Consider the following 26,581-nt stretch of genomic DNA (forward strand, 5'->3'; position numbering starts at 1 on the left):
CGCTCGAGATTGACCAGCTTGCCCTCGGCGCGCCGGCGGGCAAGCTTGCCACGCTCGACGGTGGCGATGCCGGCCGAATCATAGCCGCGATATTCCAGACGCTTCAGCGCAGCGACGATGAGCGGCGCAACCTGCGAGTGGCCGACGATCCCAACGATACCGCACATGGCGTTGCCTCCATAGCCGGCAGAATCCCGGCCTTATTGCCGTAAAAGCCCACATTATCCTTCCTTGATAACGGGCTGATCGTTCATTTGAAGGAGCCCAATGCGTTAATCGGAGCCCGGACTCTCGTGCTTGAAACCGGCTGATCCAAGTGGACGCTGGTCCGGGGCTGGGGCCTGACGTAGTTGGTTGAGTGGTGCCTATCGCGACGGCAGTGTTCGTTTGAATGATGCGCGTTCATCGAATGAGGTGCAGGGTGGCTCAGCCGGCAAACCAAAACACACCCAACCGCCGGTTAGGCCCGGCCGCCTGATGCCCCCCTCCAAGAGGCTGTCGGGCCGCCCGATAAAGCGGCGCTGAATTCAGGCAACAGGTGACGTCAGGATGAACGCAAGAAGGGCTGCCTGACGCGAGAGCCTCCAGGCAGCCCTTGCAGGTGATCGACCACCATCAAACCCCAGGCCTGCCTCGCGAGTTCTCGATGATTCCTGCGGTGACAGCGCTAGATCGCCGGAGCTTGGCATCGTTTGATTGCACGAAGACGCTCAACGGATCTCCCGATACAAAGGGTATCTCAGTCCGCGTGCCTTGCTGGGTCCAGGCATGCCGTAGGGGGATGTAGGGCATGAAGCTCAGGGATCTGATCAGGCGAGCCGATAACGCGGAGAAGTCATTCGAGGAACTCGAAGCTGACTTGGCGGACGCCGTCGACGAGTGCATTGGTTTGGATGACCTGTCGGCGCCGGCAGAGAACGATGTCCTGGGCGAGGCGTCCATGGAGCAGGACGAGGGCGCGCAAACCGAAGACGACGCGAGCACCTCGAAAACCGCGCGACGGCTGACCTCTCATACGCAGAGCCGTATGGCCGCCTTGACGTCCTTCGATGGGCTGTTTCGCGATGCGAAGGTCCATTTCGAGGACATCAACGCGAGACTGTCGGAGATCGCAAGCACGCATCACCTGACCCGCGAATTCTTCCATATCCTTCACGCCGACATTCTCCGCGCCAACGAACTGGAACTGACGAATCAGAGCCTGACGGCGGAGCAAAGGGTCCTGTCGGACAAGCTCAACGACCTGAACCGAAGGCAGCATGAGCGGGAAAGCATTGTGGAGACTTTGCAGCAGCGCGAGACAAGCCTGGTTCAAGACAGCGAGGCGCTTCGCGGCGCACTGGCCGCGGCAAGGCTGGAACTCGTGGAAGCAGCGAACGCGAACGCAAAAAGCGAAGCGGAATTTGGAGACCTCACAAACACGCTTGCCGCCGTAACCGTCGAGGCTGACAGGCGCGCGCGCGAAAACAAACTGCTGCGGGAAAAGAATGTCAGCCTGTCGATCGACCTCGAAAAGGCGCTAAAGCGGGAAGATGAAGCGCGGCACAGACTCGACGCCTTCTCCACGATCCACGCCAACGAAGCGGCGCGAAACTCCGAAATGCTGGGTGCGCTCGGCAGGAGCGAAAAGGAAGCGACACGGCTCCATACGTCGCTTGAGGTCGCCCAGGCAAAACTGTCGGAGGTGACGGAAGCCGCCCGTATCACGGAGGCGGACAAGAACGCCGAGATCGAGCGCTACCGTGCCGAGATCAGAGGATTGCGTTCCGAGATTCAGAACCTCCAGTCGCGACTGGAGGTCGCGTCAAGCGCAAATAAAGAAGCCTCGGATGAGATCGCCAAGCTCAAGCATCAATGGAGCGACGCCATGGCGGAAAAGCAGGTCGCGGATGAAAGGTTGGCTGCTCTCACCAAGGAGGCCGAAACCGACAAGCAGAACCTTTCGAAGCTAACCGCCAATTTCTCACAGCTTTCACTGCAGCAGGCGTCCGATCAGATACAACTCGATATCCGCCGGCAGGAATGCGAAGACCTGCGGGCCGAAATTGCATTGGTCAACGCCCGGATCAGGGAATTGCTACCCTTTGAGAGACTCCATGTGGCCACAAACGGCTTGCCGCACAAGATCGATGTGGCCAAGGCTCCCGTAACGGCAGAGCGAACAGCGCGGGCCGCGCGCCGCGTTCGTCGCAGGGCGCTCACCGGGTCTTAGAGCGGTTCAGCGTTTGATAGAATCGTTGATCCGCTCTAACTCCTTGTTTTTACATAGTTTCGGACGGAAAGCCGCTACGCACTTTTTCCTGGATTGCTCCAGGGGGAAGAGGCGCTCGTATTTGCGGCTCGCTTCCGGTGGTTCATTGGCGGAAGGCCCTCGACATCTGATCCGTGAGCGGCTTCAGCAGATAGGACCAGACGCTGCGTTCGTCGGTGCTTATATGAACCTCCGCCGGCATGCCTGGTTTGAGCACCTTGGCATCGGTCAGGCAGGCCGCCTTGTTCTCGACGTTGATACGCGCCGAGAAATACGAGAGCTGGCGCTGTTGATCCTTGATCAGATCGGCAGAGATGCGTTTGACCGATCCCTGGCAAGCAGGCGTGGTGCCGGAATCGAAAGCCGGAAAACGGATCGAGACCCGCTGGCCTGGTCGAATGTCATCTATGCGTGAGGGAGGAATCAGCGCGTCGACGACGAGGTTGTCGGCGTCGGGAACAATCATCATGAGCACTTCCCCAGGAGCGATCACGCCGCCGATTGTGTGGATGGTGGATTCCTGCACCGTTCCCGATTGCGGAGCGCGGATGGTGGTTTTGGTCAACTCGTCTTGCGCCACAACCTTGCGCTCATTGAGTTCGGTCTGCTTGGCTTCCGTTTCGCGTAGCTCGCTGGTTACCTCACTGCGCCTTTGTTCATCGAGCTGAAGAATTTGCAATTCGGTCTCGCTGATCCGGGCCTGCGCCTCGGCGACCGCCGCCGCGAGACGCCCTGACTCTCCGTGCGCCCGGGTGGCATCCAACCTGATGTTGCTCAGCCGCTCCTTGGACACCAGTTTTTTGGAAAAAAGCGCCTGGACGTCGACAAGATCCGCGTCCAGCAGGGTCACGGATTGATCTTCCGCGGCCTGCTGTGCCTTGAGGCCATCGATCTGGCGTTCAAGTTGTTTTGAGCGGCTTTGCAACTGCGCCTTCTGCCCCGTCAACGCGGCAGCGCGGCTTTCGAACAGGGCGCGTTCGCCGCTGACGAGTGCAGCCAGTTCCGGGTCGCCCATCCGCGTCTGAAGGCTGGACGGAAGCTGCATATCCGGCAGGCCTTGCCGCTCGGCTTCCAGCCGCGCAAGACGAACGGTCGCGCGATCGAGGTCCTCACTGATTATCTGCAGATTGGCCCGAGTCAGCGTGTCGTCCAGCCTGGCCACCACATCGCCCGCCCGCACATGGTCTCCATCTTGCGCGAAGATACCGCCGATGGTGCCGCCGTTCAGATGCTGGACTTTCTTGATATTGGTTTCGACCACCACCGTGGCAGGCGCAATCACCGCGCCGGCGATTTTGGTCAAACCGAGCCAAAGCCCTCCGCCGGCGATCAACAGAACCGTGACCGCGACGCCCAGGATCAGGTTGGCCCGGATATCATCCCGCGCATCGGCCGAACTGGCCTCGGTCCTTCGGCTACCATCGCCAATCGGCGCATATGAGAACATCGTCGCGTCAGACATGGAACAGGACCTCACGCATGACCGCTCACCCCTTTCTGCATCGGGACCACCGACGCTGGCCGTTCAGCGGCCGAGGGGAAGGGGCGGATCACGTTGGCCAGGACCTCCTCGCGCGAGCCAAAGGAGTGCAGCATGCCATTCGACATTACGAGTACCTTGTCGATATTGGTAAGGGCGGAAGGACGGTGCGCGACAACGATGACGATGCCTCCGCGCCGGCGTACCGCCAGGATCGCGCCGGCCAGGGCGGCATCGCCGTCAACATCCAGGTTTGAATTCGGCTCGTCGAGGACGACAAGAAACGGGTCGCCATAAAGTGCCCTGGCAAGTCCGACAAGTTGCCTCTGTCCGGCCGACAGGGCCGCCCCTCCCTCGCCTACCCGTGTTTGAAAACCATCCGGCAAGCGCATGATCATCTTGTCGATGCCCGCGGCCCTGGCAGCAGCCAGCACGCCCTTGGCGTCGCCCTTGCCGCCAAATCGCGAAATATTATCGGCAACCGTTCCATCAAACAGTTCAACACCTTGCGGCAGGTAGCCGATATGAGCGCCAAGCTGTTCCTGGCCCCATTGGTCGAGCGAGGCCTCGTCCAGCCTTACCGTTCCGCGAAGCGGTTGCCACACACCCACCAAGGCGCGCACCAGCGTGGTCTTGCCAGAGCCGCTTGGGCCAACAATAGCCATCCCTGCTCCCCCGGACAGGTGGAAGCTGACGTTGGTGACGGTCGGCCTTTGCTGACCGGGCGGGACTATGGTCAACTCCTCGACCGCAAGCATTGCGTGTGGACGCGGCAGTTCCATGAGTTCGCCCTGGCTGCCGAAGGCGGCCAACGCCGCCGCCAGCTGTGAATAGCTTTGCCGGAACGCCACAAACCCCCTCCAGTTTGCGATGGCCGCGTCAACCGGGGCCAACGAGCGGCCCAGCAGTATGGAAGATGCTATGATCACACCGGGGGACGCTTCACCCCCGATCACGAGATAGGCACCTAGCCCCAGAACGCAGGATTGCAAAGCCATCCGCAGCGCCCGCGACAGGGAACCGGTGGCGCCGACAATATCGGAGAGCTGTTCCTGGTGCGTGAGATATGATTGATTGATCTCGGCCCAGCGACGGGCGAGCCGTCCGGAAAGGCCCATCGCGCGCACAACCTCCGCGTTGCGGCGGCCGGAATCGGCAAGGGTCCGTTGCGACACAAGTGTCTCGGACGCGCGCGCCGCAGGTCCGCGGCCAAGGATCTCCGCCACCACGGTGAGCAGTACGACCACAATCGCACCGCTCGCTGCCAGCAGACCGAGCGAAGGATGCAGGAGATAGATGACCAGCAGATAGAACGGTATCCATGGGGCGTCGAAGATGACGGTCGGTCCCAATCCGGAAAGAAAGCCGCGCAACTGATCCAGGTCACGAAGTGGCTGTATCCGGCTCGCATCCTGCCCGCCGATAAGCGGCAAGGAGAGCGAGAGGCCGAAGACCTTTTGCTGCAGATTTCTGTGGAGGCGATTGCCGATCCGAACGAGGAGGCGAAGCCGCACGAAATCCAGCAACCCGTAGACCGCGTAAAGGCCGAGCATTCCGATGGTAAATCCGACAAGCGTCGGAATGCTCTGCGAAGGCAAAACGCGATCGTAGATTTGCAGCATATAGACGGAGCCGGTCAGGGCGAGAATGTTTATGACCGCCGAGAACAGGCCAACACCTATCAGCCCAGGCGCGGTGCCAAGCATGGCGGCGCGCAGATCGGGCGAGCGTCTTCCACCGGGGGTCATGACCTGCGACCTTTGGCAAAAAATAGTCGCGCAGGCCCATCGGCTCCGACGGCCATGGACAAATTTTTGGTTTTCAGGAGCGTTGTCCCTCTTTGCTTTCTAACATTACGCCCCGCTAACGTATGTGCCCTTCGGTCAAAATGCAGCGAAATCGTGACGCCAGCCAGAGAAACCCGAAACTGACGCGTCAAATCGGGGGAAAACCGCCATCTAGGGTGTTCCGGAAGCCTGGATCGATAGCGTTCCAGTCAATGAGAGCGACGCCGCATTATCTTTTTTGGGGGGGTGATTCGCTCCGCGGGCGGGCCGGGTTCCCGGCTCGTAGCCATTTCACCGGGCCATTTGCGATTCCGTTTTCTAGCGCTTCTTCGCAACAACCAGGAAATGCTGCGCCAGTTGTCCGGGGATGCGAAGGGTTCTGGACGCCTTCTCGAAAGGCTCCATCAACGCCTCGCACAGCCCTGGCAAGAGGCGTCCCGGCCGGGGCAGATAACCGTAAGGTATCACCTCCTCGACGAGGAATCCCGACGCTGTCAGGAGCTCCTTGAACCTCGCTTCGCTTAGCGTGTTGCGAATTGTGCGTCCAGACAACCGGTTGAGCAGCCGGCAGACCAGGCCAACGGGCGACGTCGCGTTCATGTGAATATTGCACACCAGCTGTCCGCCGTCTTTCAGCTGCAGATTTATCGCTCTCAGCGCCTCCTGTTTCAGTCGATCCTCCGCATTCAGAAAGAAGCGAAATGCCGTTACGATATCGAAGGTCTCGTCGAGGGATTCCATTGTCATATCGATGTGAAGCAGCCTCACATTGTGGGGAACCCGCGCGCAGGCAAGCATGGATTTGGAGACGTCGACGCCGACCACTTCGCCGAAGAGCCCAGCCGCGACATTGGTGATGCGACCTGTTCCGCATGCGAAATCGAGGCACTTTCGGCCGGCTCCACCCATTGGGCCAAGAACACCCAGGATCAGGGGCCTTTCGATTTTATCCCACAGCGCGCCGTAATAGCCGGATTCGTGCGTTTTGTGGTAATGCGCGCCATAGCCCCGCGCGCAATGGCTGGCTCTGTAGTTGTCCGACGCCCGGTCGCCTTGCGTGTGGACCTTCTGGTTGGACGTCAGGTCCTGCCAGAGTCCAGGCCCACCGGTCCGGGACTCGATCAAGGGATTTTGCACCGCCAAAGACGGATCGAAAGCATAACTTGCCGGCTGGGCCATTTGAGCCGCGTTCATCGACCGCGTCGGCTTTCGCTTGGAATTGAGCCTCACCAGGATCTCCCGTTCGGTTCTGTTCGACTGCCTGATCGAACAGTGAGTTTCCCAAGCCCGTTTCTATCGGCCAACGATCGTGGCCGCCTACCGGATTGCCGCGCTCTGCAGATCACTGCTGAACTTGGCCTCGACGGTATCTCCTGGCATCACGATCGTGTCCTCGTCGGCCGAGAGTTTGCGCCACTCATCGCCGACCTTGCGCACGATGGTGACCTGGGCCCGGATCGTTTCGCCCGCCATCGGCAATGGCTGGGCCGATGCTCCGCTCGGTTGCAGCTTTTCGCTGGCGGCGCGGAGTTTGGCGGTGACGTCGGCGAGCCTCGCGTTGGTGTCCCTCAGATCCGTCAGCAAGCCAATCCTCCTCTGATTGTCATTGCGTTCGTGCTGCCTGACGTAGTCCTCCTGCTGGCGTCGCGCCCTCATGAGCTCCACCGATGTCTGAAGCGCGCCGCTTGAAGACAGAAGCAAGGCGCGCCGGACGTCCGCGAGCCGGTTGTTGGTCAGGTTGCCTGACTCAAACACCTTTGTGACGCGCGCAAGGTCTTCCTGATCCGCCTTCACACCCTCGGCCTCGACCTGTTCGCGCTTCTGCAAAACGTCGATCTGATCGGCCGCGTCCTTTTCGCCCTTCTCGAGAAAAGTCTGCTCCTGCTGGAAATCGCCCAGCGCAATCTTCAGCGCATCCGCTTCAGCCTGGGCGATCGCGGCTCCGATACTAGGCGAAAGAGGCGATCCCTGTGGGGTCTGCTTGTCGAAGTCCGCCTGGTCCTGAAGTTCGGCGCGGATACGGGCGGCGTGAAAATAATCCTTGGTGTAGTCGCCCCAAAGCGTTTCGTAGTCGCGCCTGAGGTCAACCGGATCGGGTCCGGTCTGGCCTGCCCGTGACCGCAAAAGGCTGAAGCCGCCGGAGACGGCGAGCGCCTGCCGCACTGTCATGAGCGGACGATAGGCCTGCTGTCCCGGTGTGAGCACGTCGCCCATCACGTAGATCGGACGGTAGTCGGCGATGACGGCGGTGACGTCGCTTGGCTGGACGACAACCATCTGCTCCCGTCCATCGGGCAGGCGCGCATGAAAAATCTTGGTCGGCAGCAGCGCCTGCATGCGCGTCTGCAATTGAGACGCCGTCAAGCCCGCGACCATGACCATCCCGACTTCGGGAAGGGCGATATTGCCGTCCATCTGGACCACGGCGCGCTGCGTTCGCTCCGGAATCGGCGCTATCCCTATTTCGACGGTATCGCCAGGTGACAGTTGATAGGGCCCGACGTCGCCCGCGGCGGCCATCGACGTCAGGGACATCACGGCAACGGAAGCAAGAACGGTTCGTTTAGTGAAGGCCATTTGTAACAATCTCCTTCTGGTTCGACACCTGCTGCCAAGGCCATTCAACACGAGCAACGAAATCGTACACCGGGCCGCCAGGCACGCCCCAATTGCTAGACCAGACCACCTGTGAGCCATCTGGAGATGGCGAGGCATGCGTCTCGTTCCAGTAGTCGAACTGCGCGTTCTGTGTGTTGACGATAGGGCGGACCTCTCCGCTGCCGTCCGTGCGCAGCGCGATGACCTGCTGCGCATAGGGCGCCCAATCCTGGTGCTTCGACACTTCGGCCGATGTCCCGCCATAGCTCAGAAACACCCAGCCGGGCCTGTCCACGGACCTGAGGGACGCATGCATGGCCTCGCCGTACTTCATCAGCGAGGTGACCTTGCCGTCGGTCAACCTGCGTTTGATCACCTGATACTTGTCGGGGTCCGATTTGCTGATCCCGACATAGATTTCGGCGCCGTCGGCATCGACCGTCATGTCGCCGTGACCGGGCCGGTGATGCTCCGTCCACTTCTGGCGCAAGACGCCATCGATGGAAAAGATGAAGCTCGGTTCATTGCCGTCTGGCAATTCCTGGGAACACAGAATGTTGATCCCGAACGGGGAGATCGAGCAGGCGTTGGTGGTCCCCGGAAGTTGTGCAAGATCGATATCCGGGAATTTCTGCCGCAGCTTGAGATCGTAGCCAAAGACCACCGCTTTGCCGTCATTGCGCATTGCACGCACCGCGATGCGGTTGCCGTCTCGGCTCGGATTGCCCTTGTAGGGCCCGAACTGCAGATTGCGATAGGCTGCCGAGACGAACACGATATCCTCGTGATTGGTGCGTGGCGCCCAGGTGGAAATCCGTCGGCCACCAACGCAAATCATCAGGTTGGGATCCTTGGGATGCCATTCGCATTCGGTCGAGCGGTCGCGGCGGAACAATGGAACGTAGGTATGCCCATCGAGAAAGCACATGGCACCACAACCATTGACGATAAGGAGAAGACTCTGGTCCGCGTTCCAGGCCTGGGCGCTTGAATAACGGTGGGTGCAATATTTCTTGCCGCATACAATCCCGTGGCCGAGGATTCCGGGTCTGGTGATCCGCACGAGCGCGGTGCCGAACACCGCATCCTTTGTTTCGCGCAGATAGTCAGGCAGGTTCTTCGCCGCCGGTGCGGCCGACTGCTCCGATACGCTGCTTGCCCGTCCGCCGGCCGTATAGATATTGAGGAATACGGCACCGGCGATCAGCAACAGCGCCAAAACATGCCGGCGGAGCAGGATCATGTCATATAACCCTTTTCGCGCCGTACCCGGCCTTCGCTAAGGCGCGCCCGCCACCATGCGATCGTCCGCTGCAACCCGTCGCGCAGGCTGGTCTGCGCCCGCCATCCAGTCTCACTCTCAAAGCGCGAGGAATCCGCGAGCAAGGCGCGAACCTCCGAATTTTGCGGCCGCAGACGGTTTTCGTCGCGATGGACCGGTTTTTTGGAACCGCTCAACTCGAGGACAAGATCCAACACGTCGGAGATGGTCACGGCGCGTTGACTGCCGGCATTGTAGGCGTGGCCGAATTCAAGCCCGGCCAGGCCCGCGGTCAGGAACGCCGCAGCAGTGTCCTCGACAAAGGTCAGGTCGCGGATCGGGCTTGTATCGCCGACCATGATCGCCGGGCAATTCGGGTCGAGGGCTTGCCGGATGATGGTCGGCACGATGGCGCGCTCACTCTGGCGAGGACCATATGTGTTGAACGGCCGCATGATCACGACCGGGAGGTCAAACGACCTGGCGTAGGATTCCGCCATCATGTCGGCACCGATCTTGGAGGCCGAATATGGCGACTGTCCCTGTAGTGGATGAGTCTCACGGATGGGCATGGTCAGGGCGGTTCCATAGACCTCGCTCGTGGAGGTATGCACCACTCGCTCCGTCTCCCACTGGCGCGCCGCTTCGAGGACGTTCACCGTGCCCAGGATGTTGGTTTCCACATAGGACTGGGCAGCCGCATAGGAGTATGGAATCGCGATAAGGGCAGCCAGATGAAACACAACGGCCTGACCACGCATGATCCGGTTCAGGAACGCGCAGTCGCGGACATCACCGCGGACAAGATTCAGCCGGCTCCGAATGTTGTCCGGCAAATCGTCCAGCCACCCGTGGCTGTCGAAGGAATTGTAGAGCGCCAGAGCCGTGACATCCGCCCCGTTGCGAACGAGCGCTTCGGTGAGATGCGAGCCGATAAACCCATCCGCGCCCGTCACCAGAACTTTCTTGCCGTTGTAACTCATGACCGCGCATTCCCTTGGCTGACTGGGGGGCTTCCCATTTGGGTTTCACACGTCGATCGGCGGTGATGGAACCCAGCCGACAACAGCCAGAAAGCCGCGCAGCATCCAGACGATGTCGGAGACGATGGTGCGCTGCGGATAGTAGGAAAGGTCGAGTTTGGCCTTGGCGGGAAACATAACCTCCCGGTAGAACAGGATCGGATCCACGGATTGTGGAAAGAAATGCGCCTCGTGCCGGAAAAGAACCTGGGTCGGGCCCAGCAGGCCAGGCTTGTATTGCAGGACGGCCTCCAGGCCACCCCGGAAGCAATCGGCGAACGCCAGGCTCTCGGGTCGCGGCCCGACGATCGCCATCTCGCCTTTGAGGACATTCCACAGCTGTGGCAACTCGTCGAATTTTGTCGCGGCGAGGAACCGGCCCACCGTCGTCATGCGGCTGTCGCCCACGACGGTCAGCGCGAACCCATGGGGGCTGCAGTCCACGCCAAACTTGCGGAATTTGTACATGCGGAAGGGTTGGCCACCCACGCCCATGCGGGTCTGTACGAACAAGACGGAGCGGCCGCCTTCGAGCAGAAGCGCTACGGCAATCAGCAGCATCAGCGGTGCCAAAATGACAATTGCGGCGCCTGCGACCGCAAGATCGATGGCACGTCTCGCGAAGCCATGCGTGCGGTTTGAGACGAGACGCCGGTGAAAGGAAAGGTCCGTCGCATTCATGCCGCAGTTCCTGTTTGAGCGCCGCTGTTGAGCGCGGCTGCGAGCGCGGCCACAACCGCCTCGGCGACAGGCGAAGTGATCTGGGGGTGCAGTGGAATTGTCAGCTCTCGCTGAGCAAAATCCTCTGTCCGCGGCAGATTGGTCCCGGGATAACGCTCACGATAGAATGTCATCTGGTGCACCGGTGGATAATGAATCGTGGTCTGTATGCCCTGAGTCCGCAGTTCATCGATAATGTCCTGCCGCCTCGCATAGCGCGGCAAAAGGATCGGCATGATGTGGTAAGCCGACGTCCGGGGTTCGCTGAAGGGAATTGTCACCGCAGGGCAACGTTCTGCGATGAGGCGCTGGTACAGGACGGCCAGGATACGCCTGATTTCGTTCCACTCCTGCAGATTCTCGAGTTGAACCAGTCCAATCGCCGCGCGCAGCTCATCCATCCGGTAGTTGAAGCCAAGCATGGTGACATCATATTGCGGGGTGCGACTGTTCAGCCGCTGATGCGTCCCTGCGGTCATCCCATGCCCGCGGGCCTGGCGAACCCGGTCGAGCAGATCGGGGTCGCGGGCAATCACGGCTCCCCCTTCCGCCGTCGTCATGTTCTTGTTGCCATAGAAACTGAAGGCAGCAGCGGCGCCGAATGTCCCCACCGACCTCAAGCCGGGAGCATGCGCGGCATCCTCGATGATATGCAGCCCTCGGGCACGGGCGAACCGTTGCCATTGTTCCCGATTGGCGAGATAGCCCGCGAAGTGAACAAGAATGACCGCCTTTGTGCGTGGCGTGCACCGCGCTTCGGCTTCCGCAATCGACATCAACGGCACGTCGACCGACTCGATATCGACAAAGACCGGCGTCGCCCCGACATACAGCACCGCATTGGCGGTCGCCACAAAGGTCAGCGATGGCACCAGCACCTCGTCGCCCGGGCCAATTCCCAATGCATGCAGGATGAGATGAAGCGCCGCGGTACAGGAACCGACCGCAACGCAATCCTGCGCGCCATGCATGTCGGCAAAGGCCCGTTCGAAAGCTCTTACCCGCTCTCCCATTGTAAGCCAGCCGCTATCAATCACTTTTGATAGAGCTGCCTTCTCCGGCACGCCTAGGATCGGGGCGCTCACCAAGAGCATCTTGACCTCCTGAACTCTTATTTACGGTTCGGCCTCATCTGAATTCTCTATGCGGCCGCGGCGGCGACCTCGATTGAGGTCGACTGCTCTTCCCAGGAAATCGCCTGTGCATTCTGGAAGTCGTCAACGCGACCGATATCGAGCCAGAGACCGTCGTGCTTGTACACATGCACGGTCGTGCCGCCCTGCATCATCTGGAGCATCAGGTCATCGAACCCGAATGGTATGCCCGAAGGAATGAACCGCAGGACGTCCGGGTTCATGCAGTAGATCCCCATGCTGACGAGATGGGAAAGTGTCGGCTTTTCCCGAAAGAGCTGAACGGCATTGTCGATCTCGTCGATGACGCCGAAGTCCATCTTGATCAGCCGGCAGGCCGTGGCGATCGTAACCGGATCCTTGTGCAAACGGTGCGCGGCGACAAACCGGCTGAGGCTTAGATCGGTGAGAACATCGCCGTTGAGCACGACAAATGTATCGTTCAGTTCATCCCTGATCAGGGAGAGAGGCCCGATGGTGCCGAGCGGCTCCATTTCCTGTGTGTATCTGATCTTCAGATTCCATTGCGATCCGTCGCCGCAGACGCTGCGGATCAGGTGCCCGAGATAGCCGGTCGTGATATAAACCTCTTCTATGCCGTTGCGCCGCAGCCACTTCAGAAGCAACTCAAGAACCGGCCGAGCCCCTATCGGCATCAAGGGTTTCGGCAAGACCGACGTGAAAGGCCGAAGGCGCGTACCCATCCCACCGCATTGAATCACCGCTTTCATCCGATCCTCCTGATTTGCAGTTGGCCGTATCCGGGCATTCGTGTTCGAGTTCATCCGGATCCGGCACCCGGTCAGATCCGATCCGACCCTCGGCGGCAATCCGAACATCATGAGTGAAGGTATGTGACCGCCGGGGTGGCTGTCGTCGTGCATTCGAATGGCAACGATCCGACGCGTTTCCGGTAGTAAATAGCCGCGAGGTCAAGGGCAGATCTAAGCGTTCAGGACCTGACCGTGAGACGAACGAAGCTCGCATGTGTTATGCCGGCATCAATAGGCTGTACGGCCCACTGGTCCGGACATCGGAACCGGGCACCCGGTATGGTTCGGGAGGCAGGCACCTCACGCGAAAGTTAAGAAAAAATAACAGAAGCTTTTTCGCAATTTAGGACTATATTAGCCATACTTGATATCTTCGGATGGGAGCGCCGTGGATATCATCGTGATGTCATGACCAGTGGTTGGCTGCGATTTTGGGACACCGCGGCTCGGTTCATCACAGAGTAATGGGAGGCTTCAGCGGGTTTTCTCGTCGGAGCCGAGCAAGTGTTGGGGTAGTTCAATGTATCGGATCGTCATCGCCGACGATCACGGCTTGTATCGGCGCGGCCTTCGGCTGGCACTCACGGCTGGAATTCCAAGTGCCGAAATTTTCGAGGCTGCGTGTTTCGACGCCGTGGTCAGTCTTCTCGAGGAGCAGGCATCCATCGATCTTGCGATCCTCGATTTAAATATGCCCGGACTGTTTCATCAGGAAGTTCTTGGCGACGTTCTGTCCGCCTATCCTGATACACGCTTCGCGATCGTTTCGGGGGACGATTCGCGCTCTGAGATATTGACCGCTCTTTCGATCGGACTTCACGGTTACATCGTCAAATCTCAGAGGGATGAAGAAGTTGTGATGGCCGTCAACGAGATCCTGTCGGGACGGATCTACGTGCCGGCGCTCTTGTCCCGGACGTCGGCCGGACAGAGATCCTACGCCCCGCAGTCCTCCGCGAAAAATCCGACCCGTCAGCGCGTGAACTCAGGCAACCTCGCTAGACTGACATCGAGGCAGAAGGACGTCCTCAAGCTGATGGCGGAAGGGTATTCGAACAAGGAGATCGCCCGCAATCTGGATATTGCCGAAGCGACAACGAAAATCCATGCAGCTGCCATTCTGCGCGAGCTTGGGGTGCGGAACCGGACTGAAGCAGCGGTTTTGCTGCAAACCTGGCTATCGAAAGATGTGACCTGATGCCTGTCGCCCATGGCGGGCAACTGCGTTGGGAACGGGACATCCCAAGGATGAAAACCTAAAGCGCCACGAGACCGTTTCACGGACGACACATTCTACAGTTCGATTTCCTTTCGTGACAGCCGTAACGAATATCGCAGTCCGTGCTCCGATATTTCCAGTTTCGGGGAATGACCGACGAGCGGCGCGCCGTCCACGCCGATGATCATGGAGCCGAAACCGTGGCGCACGACGCCTGAATTGTTGCGGTGTCCTGATTCCACCCAGTCTAGGACGACATCATCACCTGCGCCGTCGGATGCGAATTCCCACTTTACGTCGACCTTGCCTTGCGGATTACCCAGCGCGCCGTATTTCACCGAATTGGTCGTCAGTTCGTGAAGAACCATTGCCAAGCTCTCGGCGGCGCCAACTGGCACGACAATGGAGGGGCCGCTGATCGTTATGTCACGGGTCTCCTTGAAGGGTCGCAATTCCTGCTCCACGAGATCGTGGAGCATCCCTGAAATACTGCTATGACCTGACAGGAGCAGATGCGTCGCTTCCAGCGTTTTGATCCGATCGACCAGCATCTCCTTGTATTTGGCAACGTCGTTCTCGGGAACATTGATCATCTTCACCAGTGCTGTGATCACTGGGAACAGGTTGCTGAACCGATGGCGTTCTTCGCGCATGATGCGCTCGCGTTTCTTTACGGCCGCGCGCAGAAGCGTGGTTTGTCGGCGCTCGGTGAGATCGGCAGCCACACCGATGCGCAACTGGCGATCGCCGTGTCTTTCCTGGCGTCCGCGCAGAGCGATCCAGCGCACATGACCGTCCGTCCGCCGGACACGGACCTCGACGTCGTAGTTCACCGCCGAAGAGGGTTTGGTCGAAGCCGCCAGCTTCGGCCAATCGGCCGGATGAATCACGGCCGAGAGCTCTTCCAAGCGGCGGACGGGCGTTGGCGGCAGACCGAGAATGTCCCAGAACTTGTCGGAGCCTGCGACTGTCCCCTCCTTGAGGTCGATTTGCCATGTTCCCAGGCGTCCGGCAGACAAAGCGAGATCAAGCCACTCCTTCTGAGCCCGGAGCGCCTCGCGAGCCGCTCGTCGCTCCGAAATGTCGTCAACCACCACGAACACGCTCTCGGTGGAGACCTCATCAGGCCGCGATGAAGACACGGCCAGACGCGCCCAGAATATCTTGCCGTCCTTTCTCAGCAGGCGGATGTCCGCGGCGGACGATGCGGCGCCACTGTCCACGTCTCTCAACAACTCCCGCACGGCATCTCGATCATCGGGAAGAACAAGTGCCTCGAGCGGTTGCTGGGCAAGTTCCCGTTCCGCGTAGCCTGTCATCTCACAGAGGCGTCTGTTCGATTGCAGCAGTTCGCCGCGTCGATTGGTGTTTGCAAAACCCAAGGCGGCACGTTCGAAAGCCAAGCGATAACGGCTCTCGGCCGCATCGATGGCGGCAAGCCTCGCCTCCGCAACCTCAAGCGCCCCACGCAAATCCTGTCGCAGGCGGTGGAACACAAGCGCTATCAGGCCGCCCGAGACCACAAGGAAGATGGCGCGGGTCCAATCTTCGGCAGAGAGTTGAGCGTTCAGGACGCGTCGTACCCACAAGCCGAGGGCGGCCATAAGAAGCGTCGCAACGATGCCAGCCAAACGGCCTTCGAGGTATACAGCGACAATAATAGCAGGAATAGACGCCATAAACGCCGTGTCCTGGCCAACATATACCGTACTTGTTACTTCGAATATTATTGATACTGCCAGCACCAATAGGGAAGCCACATGAGCTAACGGGGTGCCTGACACGTTCGATTCCAGCCAACGCAGATGCGAACCCATGCCCAAGACTACAACCTTCCGTCTAGCCCGTCGAGACTAGGCCGCGAGGGGGCAGCCTAATCCCACTGCTGGATTGCCACGCCTTTGCCGGGGACTAGAATCATTGCGGAAGGGCTCATCAGGAACGCGCATCCAACGAAAGCTGCGAAAGAAACCTGACGCGGATTCCTATAACCGTGTCGAAATTCAAGCCAGAGGAGTGTGATCCCTGTCGAAAGACGGAAATCAAAGCAGGTAAATTTACACGTCATTTACTTGCGTCAAATGCAACAAGGGTTGGGGTAGAAGCGATGACACTGATTGACAGGCGCAACGATACGGTTGCAGGTAGCCAATATATTGTGTTGAGGGATACCGGGCATGCACGCTCGACACACTTCTCGGATCGATCAGACGCCAGAATTGGCGGGCCGCAGCGACGCAGTTTGGAATCCATAACCGGCATGCTTGACCGCATCGGCTGCGGCTATCTCGTGCTGGACCGCGACAAGAAAGTAATCGAATGGAACACGGCCGCTCAAGACACGCTTGAACGCCAGGGCGAAGCGGCCGATACGGCCTGCGAGCTTTCTGCCGGGCTAAGGCGGCTGGTCGCGAATGTTCCGGTGCATTTCCAGCCAGGCTCACTGTCATGGGTGGTGATCCGCAGCAGAGGCGACAAGCCGGTGATCCTGAACGAGACGGGCGTCATCGCTCCTGACGGGACAAGCATCGTCGCATTGCTGGATCGGGAGAACACGTCGGCGGCGAACCCTCAGACATTGCAAAGAATGTTCGGCTTGACCAGCGCGGAAACGCAGCTGGCGTTGCGCCTAGCTCATGGCGACGCGCCTTTGGAGATCGCCCGCAGTTGGCACCTTAGCCGCACGACGATCCGCTCCCAGCTCGCCTCGCTGTTCGCCAAGACCGAGACAAGGCGCCAGGCGGAGTTGGTGGCGCTTCTGGGGCGCATTTCGGTCCTGCCATGAGATAGGCGCCGGGGTGTCACCGCGTTCACGCGATCGGAGATCGGCGTTGCAACGCAGCCGCGCGGCTGCGTTGCACAGATCGTAGGACTGACAGCCACGTGTGGCGGGATTTCACCTATATCGACGACATCGTCGAAGGGGGCCGCGTGCTTGCCATGCCGCCGCATCCGGATCCGGATTGGGACAGTCGCATGGTCGATCCCGCCACGAGTTCGGCACCACACCGGATCTGCAAGATCGGCGATGACCGGCCCGAAGAAATCAACGCCTGATCGCCATCATCGAGACGGCCCTTGGCCGCCGCGACCTTCGCATCGACGTTTCCTTACCTCCAGGCGATGCACTGGAGACCCGCGCCGATGCGAGCGATCTTCGCCGGGCTGTCGGCTTCGCATCGGCGACAGCCCACGAGGACGGCTTACACCGTTTTGTCGAATGATACCGGAATTTTCGCAGAAAGGGCTGCCAGCCGAGAACGGCAAACGTTCACCGCGGATCGACAGCTGTCATTTGCCAACCCTCAAGAACCAATTCCATTGCTGGCCGCCGATCGCACCTGGCCTGATCGAGAGCAGGACAAACACCAAGCCAGGCAGGATCTTCAGTCGCTTGCCGATATAGATAGCCATGGCAACGCTCCAGATGCCCAGCGCAAGCGCGACACCCACGGCGGCGCCAATCGGGCCGTATATCGCGACGCCCAAGGCACAGGCTATGATGTTGGCCACCGCACCGGCAATCATGGTCGTTGCGGCGGCCCATTCGTTTCCGGTCATTGCCAAAAGATTCTGCTGGGGCCCGCACAGCGCGACAAAGATATATCCCAAGATGAGAACCCGAGCGATTGGCGTTCCCGCGGTGTAGCCCTCACCGAAATAGCTCAGGAACGGTTCGACAATCACCATCATCGGGATGGCGACTGCGATGGCACCGCCAGCAGAAAGCAAGGTGGCCCGCGCGAACAGCTGCTGCAGGCCTTTGCGGTCTCCCCTGGCATGCAGATCGGCCGCTGTTGGTGAAAACATGGTAGCGACGGCGATGCGAGAGAGCCCCACAAGCATCGCGACGTTCAACGCCAGCGCGAATATACCCGCTTCGCGGATATGGTTGGTCCACCCCAACACCAGCACGCCGGCCCGGCTGACAAACACATCGAGACCGGTGATGAGCATGAGCGGAGGCACGGCAAGCCACCATTCCCTCGCTTCGTAACTGGGCCGGGCCTGCCGCAGCCCGGGCGGTTCAAACTTCGCCGCCGTGATGAACACCAGCCCAACCGTGGCCGCGGAGCTTATCAGCACCGCCAGCATCACCTCCGGCGCGTGAACGGCCCGCAATCCTAACTTTGCCATCATCGCCACCAACACCAGCAGGAGCCCGTCTCGCACGATGCGCTCCGGCAATAGCGCCGAGACGACGCCGCCAAAAGCACGTACAAGCGTAGCGCCGATAGCATAAGCGGTAATCAAGGGTACCGCCGCCATGCCAAGCATAATGCTTGTCTCAAGTCCGTTTTGCGTATGGTCCGAAAAAAGGAGAACCAAGGCAGCGCCCGTTATCCCGAATAGCGACGCCGCCAATAGCGATCTTTGCACCGCGAATTTTATCACCCCTCGCGCCAGATCAAGCCTGCCATTGGCTCTATAGGCAGGTACAAAACGCAACAAGGATACGTTGAAACCGAGCGTTGCCAGGTAAGCGAGCACGGACGTCCATGCCAGAACGTAGGAATAGATCCCGTAGTTGCGAGGCCCGATGAGGCGTGCAATGGCCAGCTGTGCAAGGCTGGTCAGTCCGGCACCTCCGATATAGATCAAGAGAGCGAAGACGCTCGCCCGAGCGAGCCGGGAGCCCACATCCTTGTTCCGCAAAGGCGCGGCGATTGCAGGAGGAACGTCCGTGGGAGACTTTGCATAAAAGTGATTATCGAGACCTGCGGTGGCACTGCTATCGAGAGAGCGTTGTCTTTGGCCTCCAGCCGCGACTTCCTTATCTGTCCGCGAAAGTGCGGAAATGATTTGTTTCTCGACCTTACAAATGCTGTTGAATTTTGATCGACCGTCGGCGTTTTCCACGGAAATGACTTTTCGCCCGGAAATCGCGAGAAGATCATTTATAGATTCAAACACACCAAGAGAACGCATATTCACGTTCATGTCAGCTTCGAAAATTCGCTCCGCCGGCGGCTCCCGCTCCATCCGTCGCCGCAAGCGATTCTCCACGACCGCAGATGGCACCACCAGCCTGACGGTGAGGTCGGCCGGCGGCGCGAGGCTGAGCGCCTTTGCGAGCGTGGCATGATCAGCGCTCCCGTTGAATGCCGCCAGCGATCCAATCGCTTGAACGTATCCTTGATCGAATATTATTATTTCGGACGATTGCTTCGCACGGCTCCAGCGACGTGAAAGGTGCAAGATATATTGCCAGATTCGAGCGCGCCATATTCGCCTTTTTGGCGGTATCAGCCGTACCAACGACAATGAAATGGAGAGATCGTTCGGCCTTCCCTTGGAAGAAATCAATATTCGTGCGGTCGAAAAGATTGCCGATACGATTCTTGAGACAAACAAGAAAATCCCGAGGTCGAAGCTTCCCGCCCTGGTGCCGGGTTTGTAGCTGAGAGCGACCTTGGCGTGATAGCCTTTCCCACGCAACTGCTCTGCGAGCGCGTGCGCAAACGTTGTTTTGCCGGATCCTGGGGATCCGAAAAATTCGATGATCATTCCGGATCATATCCCATCATGGGAACGCACTTGGTTCCCGGTAATATTCCTTCGAGGGTAGAGACGACGGCCTTCATCAAACCCTCGTCAGCAGGAGGTCGGCGCTGTTTCCGAGACTGTAGCCAGCATGCTTCTTGAGATTCACCTGCGTGAGCACACTTCCCACTGGAACGCTGACGGACCCACCGGCTCGCAGTGATTCCAGAACACCGCGGGCAATGCTGCGCCGCGTCCTGGCCCAGCGAACGGCAAAAAGCACCGCATCCGCCCAGCGCTTCAGGAGCCTGGTTTCAGGCCCTCCGAGACCCAAGGGTCCGTTCATGATGATGATGTCGTAAACCGAGAGCAACTCATCGGTAAACTGGGACCTGTCCACGGTCGACAGAAGCGTCAGCAGGTCATCCGAGGGTGCTGGAGCAGCCATGAAATCGATACCGATTTCTGGCATTCTCGTGACTGCGTCCTGCAGAACACAGCGGTCACTTACATAGTCCCCAAAGGAGTTGCGAGCCTTGACAGTGCTGAATTCGCCCCGAAACTCGTTCGTAAGCCGCACGTCCTTGCGGTCAAGGTCGAGGAAAAGCACCCTTCCTCCCAGCCGTGTTGCCGCAAGCGCCAAACTCCATGCCAACTCGGTCTTGCCGTCGTCCCGGACGCTGGACGTTACGAGGATGATGTGTGGCGGATGCCCCCGCCCCTGAGTTGGCGCAGCGGTGACAAGAACGGACGTCACGGCACGGCTGAACGGTGAGGTCAGCTGGCTCAGAACCAGATCCCGCAACTGTTTCGCGTGAAGTCCCGAAACCTTGGGAAGCAGCCCCACGCATGGAATCCCAAGCTCGGCTTCGGCCTCGGCTTCACTGCGCAAGGTCTGATTGAAGGCGTTGCGGACCATGACGAAAATCGCCCCCATCAGCCCGAACACGATCATGCCGGGCGGGACCAGGAAAACTGCCGGCAGCGTCTTCGGAGTTGACGGCGGCCATGCCATCGAAAGGATCGCTACTCCGGGTGATGGAGCGGCGATGTGCTGCATCAACTCCTGTCGCCGGCCAAGAAGCTCGTTGTATCGCTGCGTTACGATGGTCACCTGAGGCTCAAGTGCACGCAAGCCGGAAAGCTGGCTCGCAGTGTCGGACACCGCCGCGTCGAGCACTCTTTCGTGTTCTTCCAGCGCCGCAACCTGGGCGCGGTAGACTTTTGCCTCGGCTGCGATGCGCGCGATGTCCTGTTCCATCTCACGGTTGATCGCATTCCCCTGACCCTCGTCCGCACCAGCGCCCAGCTGGCGAGCCATCAGGTCGGCCAGCACCGGCGATCCGATTTCTTCAGCGACTGCCGAAACGGGCGCGCCCGCCTTCCGCAGATCCTCGATACGTTCAAGATGCGCTTCCGAGGCGGAGAGATCGGCTTTCGACAGGGAAATCTGTCGGCTGAGTTCCGCTCTCTCATTGGCCGCATTGTTGGCCGCACTTTGATCGACGGCGCCGTGGGTCAGCCGATACGTCTCCAGACGGTTGGTTGCGTCGACCAGATCGCTTTGCACTTGCGGCAGGCCGGCGACCAGCGATTGCAGTTCGACCTGGTCCAATGCACGTCGTTTCTGTATGAGGTCGTCAATATAGACCTGAGCGAATGTGTTCGCGACAAGCGCAGCACGGGCCGGACTGGAATCGGTAAAGCCGATGGAGATGACCCGCGACCGCAGCTCTTGTCCGACCCTCATTCCGTTCCGAAGCGCCTTCAGTTCGGCCGCGTCCGCCGCTTCCGGACTTCCCGCCGCCGGCTTGCCCTGCGGCCACACCCGGTTCAGGAGATCGCCCAGGAACGAGCCTGCGGTGTGCTGATCGGCGGGAACGAGGCTGGAGCCACTTTCTCCGGCAGCGTTGGCTGCCTCCGCTTTGCGCAGCGACGCCAGAACTCGACGCAAATGGGCTTGCGAGGAGAGCATCGTCAGATGGTCATCGATGCTCGAATCCAGCAAATCCTGAACGGACCCTGCGCTGCCCGAGGAAGCACCGCCAGTTGGAGCGTCGACGATTACCTGCGTCGTCGCCTCATACAGAACCGGACGAGCAAGACCGGCGAGACCAGCAAGGACGCCACCCAGAACGGCGATGGCAAGCAAGAACCATTTTCTCGTCGCCAAGGTGACGACAAGCTGACGGAAAGGAGACGACGGCTCCAGGGGCTCGCTTAGCGGTTGCCTCATCCGCGGATTTGTTTCGAGCGCAGCGACGGCCATTTGCGTGGTGCGCGGACGTTTGGCGCGGCCAGCTACGGAACCTTCCATCTCAACCCCCTGTCAGTTCGATATGATGAGAGAGGCGCGTTGCCGGCGCCGGTGGCTGCGTGGCTTCGTTGCGCCACGCCTGGAACATGAGCAGAGGCCACAAATCGCGGGAATGATCTTGTTTTCCCTGCAGGTGATCGCGCCAACAGGCGTCGACCTTTGCAAAGTCGAGAACCCCGTCTTCCGAGAGGCGTATTGTGGCGATGATATCCGTTGCCCAGGCGCGCAGGGGCCCTTTCAGCCAAGCCCCGACCGGAACGTCGAAACCTTGCTTGGGCCGATCGAACAGCCGCCGCGGGACATAACGATCAAGGAGCTGGCGAAGTATCCATTTACCCCTGCCATTCCGAACCTTGGCATTGGTCGGCAGTCGCCAGGCGTATTCGACGACGCGATGGTCCAGGATCGGGCACCGCCCCTCGAGGCTGTTGGCCATGGTGGCGCGATCGAGCTTCACCAGGATGTCGCCGGGCAGATAGCCGGTCATATCATCGAACAGCAGACGGGACAGCAGGTCGTCGAGCTCTGCTGCACGAGGCTTGATTGCCGGCGACCTGTGATGAACAAGGTTGTTGACCGAGGACTCGGTCAGCCGCTGAAGCAGTTCGTCCTCATTTGCAGCCGCGAGCAGGCGGGCGAGGCGGTTCAGGCGGTCACTGCGCAATCCGTGCCGCGCGTTCGCCGAAAGCGGCAGCCTGCCGAAGATATCTTTCCGGGAGGCCTGGGCCAGCAATCCGGCCCCAGCCGCCAACATCCGGCGAAGTGGGGATGGAAGCTCATGCTGTCTTCTGAGGCGGGCCGCCAGGAAGTGCCGGGAATAGCCCGCAAAGCACTCGTCACCACCGTCGCCCGACAGCGCTACGGTCACGTGTTGCCGGGCGAGGCGCGACACCAGCAGTGTCGGTATCTGTGACTCATCGGCGAACGGCTCGTCCCAGATCCGTGGCAGTTCCGGAATGACCTCACGCGCGGCGGCCGGTGAAAGGTGAAGTTCAGTGTGGTCGGTGCCCAGATGTCGTGCAACCGCGGCCGCATGAGGGGCTTCGTCGAACCCGCTCTCACCGAACGCGATGGTGAAAGTGCGGACGGGCTTCCGCGACTGTGCCTGCATCAGGGCGACGACCGTCGAGCTGTCGATACCGCCCGACAGAAAGGCGCCAAGCGGCACGTCGGCAACCATTCGTTCGCCGATGGCAAGGCGAAGCAGACGATCGAGCTCGGTCGTAAGTTCCTCGTCACTGCCGGTGAGCGGTTCCCGCAGCGCCGTGCTGGCGACATCGGCCAGCGACCACCAGCGTCGAATGCGACGCGCAAGCGAGCCTGCACCGCGGGCATTGGCGAAATCCGCCGCCGTCACGGAAAGGACGGAACCGGGTGGCAGCTTGAACACGCCCTGCCAGATGCAACTGTCATCCGGCACCCATCCTTTCGAAAGCATTGTCGCCGCGGCGTCGACATCGAGTTCCGGGGCGAACCCCGGGAAACAGGTGATCGCCTTCAGTTCCGAGGCAAAGACGAGCGCCTCGCGTGTCGAGGCGGCGTAGAGCGGCTTCTTGCCCATTCGGTCGCGGGCGAGGTGAAGGATACGGTTCTTCAGGTCCCACAGCGCGAAAGCGAACATGCCGGCAAAGCGCGCGAGCGCGGCGTCGAGACCCCAGCTCTCGATCGCGCACAGCATGATTTCGGTGTCGCTGGTGCCACGGAAATGGTGGCCCTCCCCTTCCAACTCGCGGCGCAGATCGCGAAAATTGTATATCTCGCCATTGAAGGTGATGACATACCGGCCGCTCGCGGAATGCATCGGCTGCCGGCCCGCCTCCGACAAGTCGACGATGGCCAGACGCCGGTGGCCGAAGGCGACCCCGGCTTCACGGCTCATCCAAAATGCCTCGCCATCAGGTCCACGATGACGAAGGGCCGTCGTCATCGGCCCGATCGCCCGCAGCGCGTTCGTATCGGCCGCATCGGGCGCCAAGAGAATTCCAGCGATCCCGCACATCCTAATATCTCCTATGGCGAACGATGGCGGGGATCGTCTGAGGCGTCCCGGCGACAAGGCAGAGCGTCACAGAGAACCACACGATCGGATGGCGGATAATCAGGTGCGGGGCACTGAACACAACGATCGACGCCATGAGCGCCACGAGGGCATCCAATCTCGCACGCCAGGCGGACAAGGCGGCAGAGCCGAGGATCCACAAAAGCGCCATGACTGAAATCAAGCCACCTTGGGTATAGAGATCGAGGATCGTGCTATGGGCCTCGAAAGGCCGAGGCAGAAACTGCTGATTGGTGATGGGGGGACGTTCAAGGTGAGGCCCGGGGCCGAGGCCGAGCGACCCAGATCTTGCTCCCTTGTCCAATGCCTCGTCCCAAAGGTAGAGGCGAAGCTCGGCGGTTTCCGCGGTCGCTTGCCCGCCCTTGTCCTTGGTAAGGCTCTTGGCGAAGTTTTCGGCGCTGGCGGCGTCGCTGAGGGCGTAAGGCGCGATGGAGATCGCCAACGGAACGAACGCAATCGTGAACAGGAGGGCAAGTTGCCGTGAAAGGCTGACCTTGCCGCCATCAGTTGCAAGCCAAGCCCGAATCCGCAGCCCGAGAAGGATCAGGCAAGCCAGGATTGTCGTATAGAGATAGGTATCGCTCTTTGTCAGCCTTCCGACGTAGAAGGTGAGGACCAGGCCGGTTAGCCCAAGGCACCTCCCCCACGGATTGCGGGTGGTTACGGCAAGATGCAAGGCTAGCGGACCCAGGAGAGCGCAATAGAGCGCAAGCTGGTTCGGATTGTCGGACCAACCGCTGAAGCGGTCCCAATACCAGGGATTGACGCCAGATTGATGGATCCAGCCCCACCCAAGCCCCAGTTGAACAACAAAGCATGCATTCGCGACAGCAATGATCCACCAGCCAATGTTGCGTAGACGGCGACCGGCGTCGGGCTCCGCCGCGGCCAGGCAGGTGATGAAGACCAACAGCACATACGCCATCGTGTCATGCATCAACGGAGCGATGAACAGGACAGTCGTCAGATAGCCGACGAAGGCTCCAACACCCAGGGCAAGCGTCAGGATCAGCCAGAAACGTGCAAGCTGGGCCAGGGCCGGCGTGAACTCCAATCGGCCGCCCGCGAGAACCCGCACGATCGAGAGCAATATCCAAAGCGCGAGGAACAGTTCGCTGTAGCCGAACGGCAGGCCTGGGATGCTGAGTTGGACCGCATAGGACATTGCGATGCCGCAGGCCAGGAGCACATCACGGATCATTGCCGCGCCTCCCCCAGTCGGGGGCTCCGCGCGCCCTCTTCCATCAGGATCGCGGGGGCCGATCGAGCAAGGCTGCCCCGGTACTTTGCCCCGAGGACGGTCTTGTACAGCTCGCAATACTGATCGACGACCCACGACAGCGAAAAGCGCTCCCGGATGAGTCCGACGGAACGGCCGCCCATGATTTTTCCACGGGCGCGATCGGACAGGATCTCGATTATCCTGGATGCGAAGCCATCCACATCGCGTGGCGCGACGAGATAGCCGTTCCAGCCATCTTCAACCACGTCATTGCAGCCGGGCATCCGCGAGGCGACGATCGGCAATCCGGACAATCCGGCCTCCAGCAGGACACGCGGAATACCCTCGCGATATTGCGTCGGAAACGCGAACAGGTCGGCCATGCCAAGGAGGGCCGGAACATCCTGTCGCGATCCCAAGGCAATGACGTGAGGCGCGTGTCGATCGATATCGGCCCTGTTGACCGCGAACGGTCCCTCGGAGTCCTGCGGACCGACAAGGACGAAACGCGCATTGGGTCTTTCGGAAAGGACACGGGGAACCGCCTTGAGGAGGGTCGGAATTCCCTTCTGGCGGGTCAGGCGGCCGACAAAGATTATGATTTCAGCCGACTGAAGCCCAAGGCTCTCGCGCATCGTCGTGGCCGAAGGGCCACGATACCTTGCTGTCGAGAATGCCTTCGGGTCGATGCCAGAACTGCGGATCAGCCGCGCTTTGTCGTGACCAAGCAGCCGATAGCGTTCGAAGAAGACCTGATCGTCACGATTCTGGAAGACGGTCATGGCTGTCCATAAGGATGCCAGTCCTTGAAGGCCGCAAAAGATCGGACGCAAGGCCAGAGCCCGTGGTTCGAGGGACGAGAATGTCCAACCAAGGCCATTGATGGTGCGGACAACCGGCACCTGCCCGCGCACGGCCAAAGGGGTCAGAAGATTGGGTTTGGTGTCGAAACTTTGAACGATGTCCGGACGCAGTTCCGCCATCAATTCGCGGACAGCGCCGAGAGCGCCCCATTCCCCGCCGCCGCTGGTAAAGCGGTCAAATCCCAGTCGACGATGCGTAATGCCATGAAGAGAGAAGGCGTTGCCCATATCGCTCGATACGGCAGTGACCCGCAAGCCCCTTTCGCGCAGCGCCAGCAGGAACGGAATTCTAAGACGATGATCCTCGCCTCCAACACAGACCAGGTGGGGGTTCATCCTGCCCCTCCAGAATGCCGGCGGTATCCCGGTCGCGCAAAATGGCTGGCTCTAGG

Annotated in this window: 19 protein-coding genes; 4 read left to right on the plus strand and 15 right to left on the minus strand. The window is 60.2% G+C overall.

The window, feature by feature from the left end; all coding sequences use genetic code 11:
- The first annotated feature begins 859 nt into the window (after nucleotides 1–859).
- Complete coding sequence (locus FJ934_RS21245; RefSeq protein WP_348642501.1) at nucleotides 860–2,212, plus strand: hypothetical protein; 1,353 nt, start codon at nucleotides 860–862, stop codon at nucleotides 2,210–2,212.
- Nucleotides 2,213–2,354: 142 nt separating this feature from the next.
- On the opposite strand, the gene FJ934_RS21250 is transcribed toward FJ934_RS21245, so the two are convergent.
- The 9 genes from FJ934_RS21250 to FJ934_RS21290 form a co-directional block, all read right to left on the minus strand.
- Nucleotides 2,355–3,698, minus strand: coding sequence for an HlyD family type I secretion periplasmic adaptor subunit (locus FJ934_RS21250; protein WP_140612168.1), 1,344 nt, complete (start codon nucleotides 3,696–3,698; stop codon nucleotides 2,355–2,357).
- A 26-nt stretch (nucleotides 3,699–3,724) separates the two neighbouring features.
- Nucleotides 3,725–5,437 (minus strand): type I secretion system permease/ATPase, encoded by a 1,713-nt coding sequence (locus FJ934_RS21255; protein ID WP_246671584.1) that lies wholly within the window; start codon nucleotides 5,435–5,437, stop codon nucleotides 3,725–3,727.
- A gap of 399 nt (nucleotides 5,438–5,836) precedes the next feature.
- Nucleotides 5,837–6,748, minus strand: coding sequence for a class I SAM-dependent methyltransferase (locus tag FJ934_RS21260; protein ID WP_246671585.1), 912 nt, complete (start codon nucleotides 6,746–6,748; stop codon nucleotides 5,837–5,839).
- An 87-nt stretch (nucleotides 6,749–6,835) separates the two neighbouring features.
- Nucleotides 6,836–8,095: a polysaccharide biosynthesis/export family protein gene (locus FJ934_RS21265; protein ID WP_140612172.1), complete on the minus strand. Its 1,260-nt coding sequence runs from the start codon at nucleotides 8,093–8,095 to the stop codon at nucleotides 6,836–6,838.
- On the minus strand, nucleotides 8,082–9,359 hold the full coding sequence (locus tag FJ934_RS21270) for a hypothetical protein (RefSeq protein ID WP_140612094.1): 1,278 nt from the start codon (nucleotides 9,357–9,359) through the stop codon (nucleotides 8,082–8,084). Before FJ934_RS21270 ends, FJ934_RS21265 begins: the two co-directional genes overlap by 14 nt.
- Nucleotides 9,356–10,360 carry an SDR family NAD(P)-dependent oxidoreductase gene (locus FJ934_RS21275; RefSeq protein WP_140612096.1) on the minus strand — a complete coding sequence of 335 codons (1,005 nt, stop codon included), beginning with the start codon at nucleotides 10,358–10,360 and terminating at the stop codon, nucleotides 9,356–9,358. The genes FJ934_RS21270 and FJ934_RS21275 overlap by 4 nt, the downstream gene beginning before the upstream one ends.
- A 45-nt stretch (nucleotides 10,361–10,405) precedes the next feature.
- Entirely contained in the window at nucleotides 10,406–11,080 is a 675-nt protein-coding gene (locus tag FJ934_RS21280; protein ID WP_140612104.1) for a sugar transferase, read from the minus strand.
- Nucleotides 11,077–12,213, minus strand: a complete 1,137-nt coding sequence (locus tag FJ934_RS21285; RefSeq protein ID WP_140612106.1) for a DegT/DnrJ/EryC1/StrS family aminotransferase — start codon at nucleotides 12,211–12,213, stop codon at nucleotides 11,077–11,079. Before FJ934_RS21285 ends, FJ934_RS21280 begins: the two co-directional genes overlap by 4 nt.
- A gap of 47 nt (nucleotides 12,214–12,260) precedes the next feature.
- Entirely contained in the window at nucleotides 12,261–12,983 is a 723-nt protein-coding gene (locus FJ934_RS21290; protein ID WP_140612108.1) for an NDP-sugar synthase, read from the minus strand.
- A 562-nt stretch (nucleotides 12,984–13,545) separates the two neighbouring features.
- Between FJ934_RS21290 and FJ934_RS21295 the strand changes: the two genes are divergently transcribed.
- Nucleotides 13,546–14,223: a response regulator transcription factor gene (locus tag FJ934_RS21295; protein WP_140612110.1), complete on the plus strand. Its 678-nt coding sequence runs from the start codon at nucleotides 13,546–13,548 to the stop codon at nucleotides 14,221–14,223.
- A gap of 95 nt (nucleotides 14,224–14,318) precedes the next feature.
- On the opposite strand, the gene FJ934_RS21300 is transcribed toward FJ934_RS21295, so the two are convergent.
- Nucleotides 14,319–16,061, minus strand: coding sequence for a PAS domain S-box protein (locus FJ934_RS21300; RefSeq protein WP_140612112.1), 1,743 nt, complete (start codon nucleotides 16,059–16,061; stop codon nucleotides 14,319–14,321).
- 290 nt (nucleotides 16,062–16,351) lie between these two features.
- On the opposite strand from FJ934_RS21300, the gene FJ934_RS21305 reads away from it, so the two are divergent.
- Together FJ934_RS21305 and FJ934_RS28495 are read left to right on the plus strand one after the other, a co-directional pair.
- Nucleotides 16,352–17,029 carry a helix-turn-helix transcriptional regulator gene (locus FJ934_RS21305; RefSeq protein WP_140612174.1) on the plus strand — a complete coding sequence of 226 codons (678 nt, stop codon included), beginning with the start codon at nucleotides 16,352–16,354 and terminating at the stop codon, nucleotides 17,027–17,029.
- Nucleotides 17,030–17,127: 98 nt separating this feature from the next.
- Complete coding sequence (locus FJ934_RS28495; RefSeq protein ID WP_246671587.1) at nucleotides 17,128–17,301, plus strand: hypothetical protein; 174 nt, start codon at nucleotides 17,128–17,130, stop codon at nucleotides 17,299–17,301.
- 234 nt (nucleotides 17,302–17,535) lie between these two features.
- Here the strand turns inward: FJ934_RS28495 and FJ934_RS21315 are convergent, their stop codons facing one another.
- The 5 genes from FJ934_RS21315 to FJ934_RS21335 all read right to left on the minus strand — a co-directional run bounded on the left by FJ934_RS21315 (nucleotide 17,536) and on the right by FJ934_RS21335 (nucleotide 26,525).
- On the minus strand, nucleotides 17,536–19,752 hold the full coding sequence (locus tag FJ934_RS21315; protein ID WP_140612114.1) for an oligosaccharide flippase family protein: 2,217 nt from the start codon (nucleotides 19,750–19,752) through the stop codon (nucleotides 17,536–17,538).
- Between the two features lie 76 nt (nucleotides 19,753–19,828).
- Nucleotides 19,829–22,045, minus strand: a complete 2,217-nt coding sequence (locus FJ934_RS21320; protein WP_140612116.1) for an exopolysaccharide transport family protein — start codon at nucleotides 22,043–22,045, stop codon at nucleotides 19,829–19,831.
- 1 nt (nucleotide 22,046) lies between these two features.
- Nucleotides 22,047–24,044 carry an asparagine synthase (glutamine-hydrolyzing) gene (gene asnB, locus FJ934_RS21325; RefSeq protein ID WP_140612118.1) on the minus strand — a complete coding sequence of 666 codons (1,998 nt, stop codon included), beginning with the start codon at nucleotides 24,042–24,044 and terminating at the stop codon, nucleotides 22,047–22,049.
- Between the two features lies 1 nt (nucleotide 24,045).
- Nucleotides 24,046–25,305: an O-antigen ligase family protein gene (locus tag FJ934_RS21330; RefSeq protein WP_140612120.1), complete on the minus strand. Its 1,260-nt coding sequence runs from the start codon at nucleotides 25,303–25,305 to the stop codon at nucleotides 24,046–24,048.
- Nucleotides 25,302–26,525: a glycosyltransferase gene (locus FJ934_RS21335; RefSeq protein WP_140612122.1), complete on the minus strand. Its 1,224-nt coding sequence runs from the start codon at nucleotides 26,523–26,525 to the stop codon at nucleotides 25,302–25,304. Before FJ934_RS21335 ends, FJ934_RS21330 begins: the two co-directional genes overlap by 4 nt.
- Nucleotides 26,526–26,581 lie beyond the last annotated feature (56 nt).

Source organism: Mesorhizobium sp. B2-4-12, assembly GCF_006441575.1.
Classification (GTDB): domain Bacteria; phylum Pseudomonadota; class Alphaproteobacteria; order Rhizobiales; family Rhizobiaceae; genus Mesorhizobium.

What these genes read in the sequence shown, in the direction of transcription:
- FJ934_RS21250 (WP_140612168.1), bottom strand. Translation starts at nt 3,698, where the DNA reads ATGTTCTCATATGCGCCGATTGGCGATGGTAGCCGAAGGACCGAGGCC.
- FJ934_RS21255 (WP_246671584.1), bottom strand. Translation starts at nt 5,437, where the DNA reads ATGCTTGGCACCGCGCCTGGGCTGATAGGTGTTGGCCTGTTCTCGGCG.
- FJ934_RS21265 (WP_140612172.1), bottom strand. Translation starts at nt 8,095, where the DNA reads ATGGCCTTCACTAAACGAACCGTTCTTGCTTCCGTTGCCGTGATGTCC.
- FJ934_RS21270 (WP_140612094.1), bottom strand. Translation starts at nt 9,359, where the DNA reads ATGATCCTGCTCCGCCGGCATGTTTTGGCGCTGTTGCTGATCGCCGGT.
- FJ934_RS21275 (WP_140612096.1), bottom strand. Translation starts at nt 10,360, where the DNA reads ATGAGTTACAACGGCAAGAAAGTTCTGGTGACGGGCGCGGATGGGTTT.
- FJ934_RS21280 (WP_140612104.1), bottom strand. Translation starts at nt 11,080, where the DNA reads ATGAATGCGACGGACCTTTCCTTTCACCGGCGTCTCGTCTCAAACCGC.
- FJ934_RS21285 (WP_140612106.1), bottom strand. Translation starts at nt 12,213, where the DNA reads ATGCTCTTGGTGAGCGCCCCGATCCTAGGCGTGCCGGAGAAGGCAGCT.
- FJ934_RS21290 (WP_140612108.1), bottom strand. Translation starts at nt 12,983, where the DNA reads ATGAAAGCGGTGATTCAATGCGGTGGGATGGGTACGCGCCTTCGGCCT.
- FJ934_RS21295 (WP_140612110.1), top strand. Translation starts at nt 13,546, where the DNA reads ATGTATCGGATCGTCATCGCCGACGATCACGGCTTGTATCGGCGCGGC.
- FJ934_RS21300 (WP_140612112.1), bottom strand. Translation starts at nt 16,061, where the DNA reads ATGGGTTCGCATCTGCGTTGGCTGGAATCGAACGTGTCAGGCACCCCG.
- FJ934_RS21305 (WP_140612174.1), top strand. Translation starts at nt 16,352, where the DNA reads ATGACACTGATTGACAGGCGCAACGATACGGTTGCAGGTAGCCAATAT.
- FJ934_RS21315 (WP_140612114.1), bottom strand. Translation starts at nt 19,752, where the DNA reads ATGATCATCGAATTTTTCGGATCCCCAGGATCCGGCAAAACAACGTTT.
- FJ934_RS21320 (WP_140612116.1), bottom strand. Translation starts at nt 22,045, where the DNA reads ATGGAAGGTTCCGTAGCTGGCCGCGCCAAACGTCCGCGCACCACGCAA.
- asnB (WP_140612118.1), bottom strand. Translation starts at nt 24,044, where the DNA reads ATGTGCGGGATCGCTGGAATTCTCTTGGCGCCCGATGCGGCCGATACG.
- FJ934_RS21330 (WP_140612120.1), bottom strand. Translation starts at nt 25,305, where the DNA reads ATGATCCGTGATGTGCTCCTGGCCTGCGGCATCGCAATGTCCTATGCG.
- FJ934_RS21335 (WP_140612122.1), bottom strand. Translation starts at nt 26,525, where the DNA reads ATGAACCCCCACCTGGTCTGTGTTGGAGGCGAGGATCATCGTCTTAGA.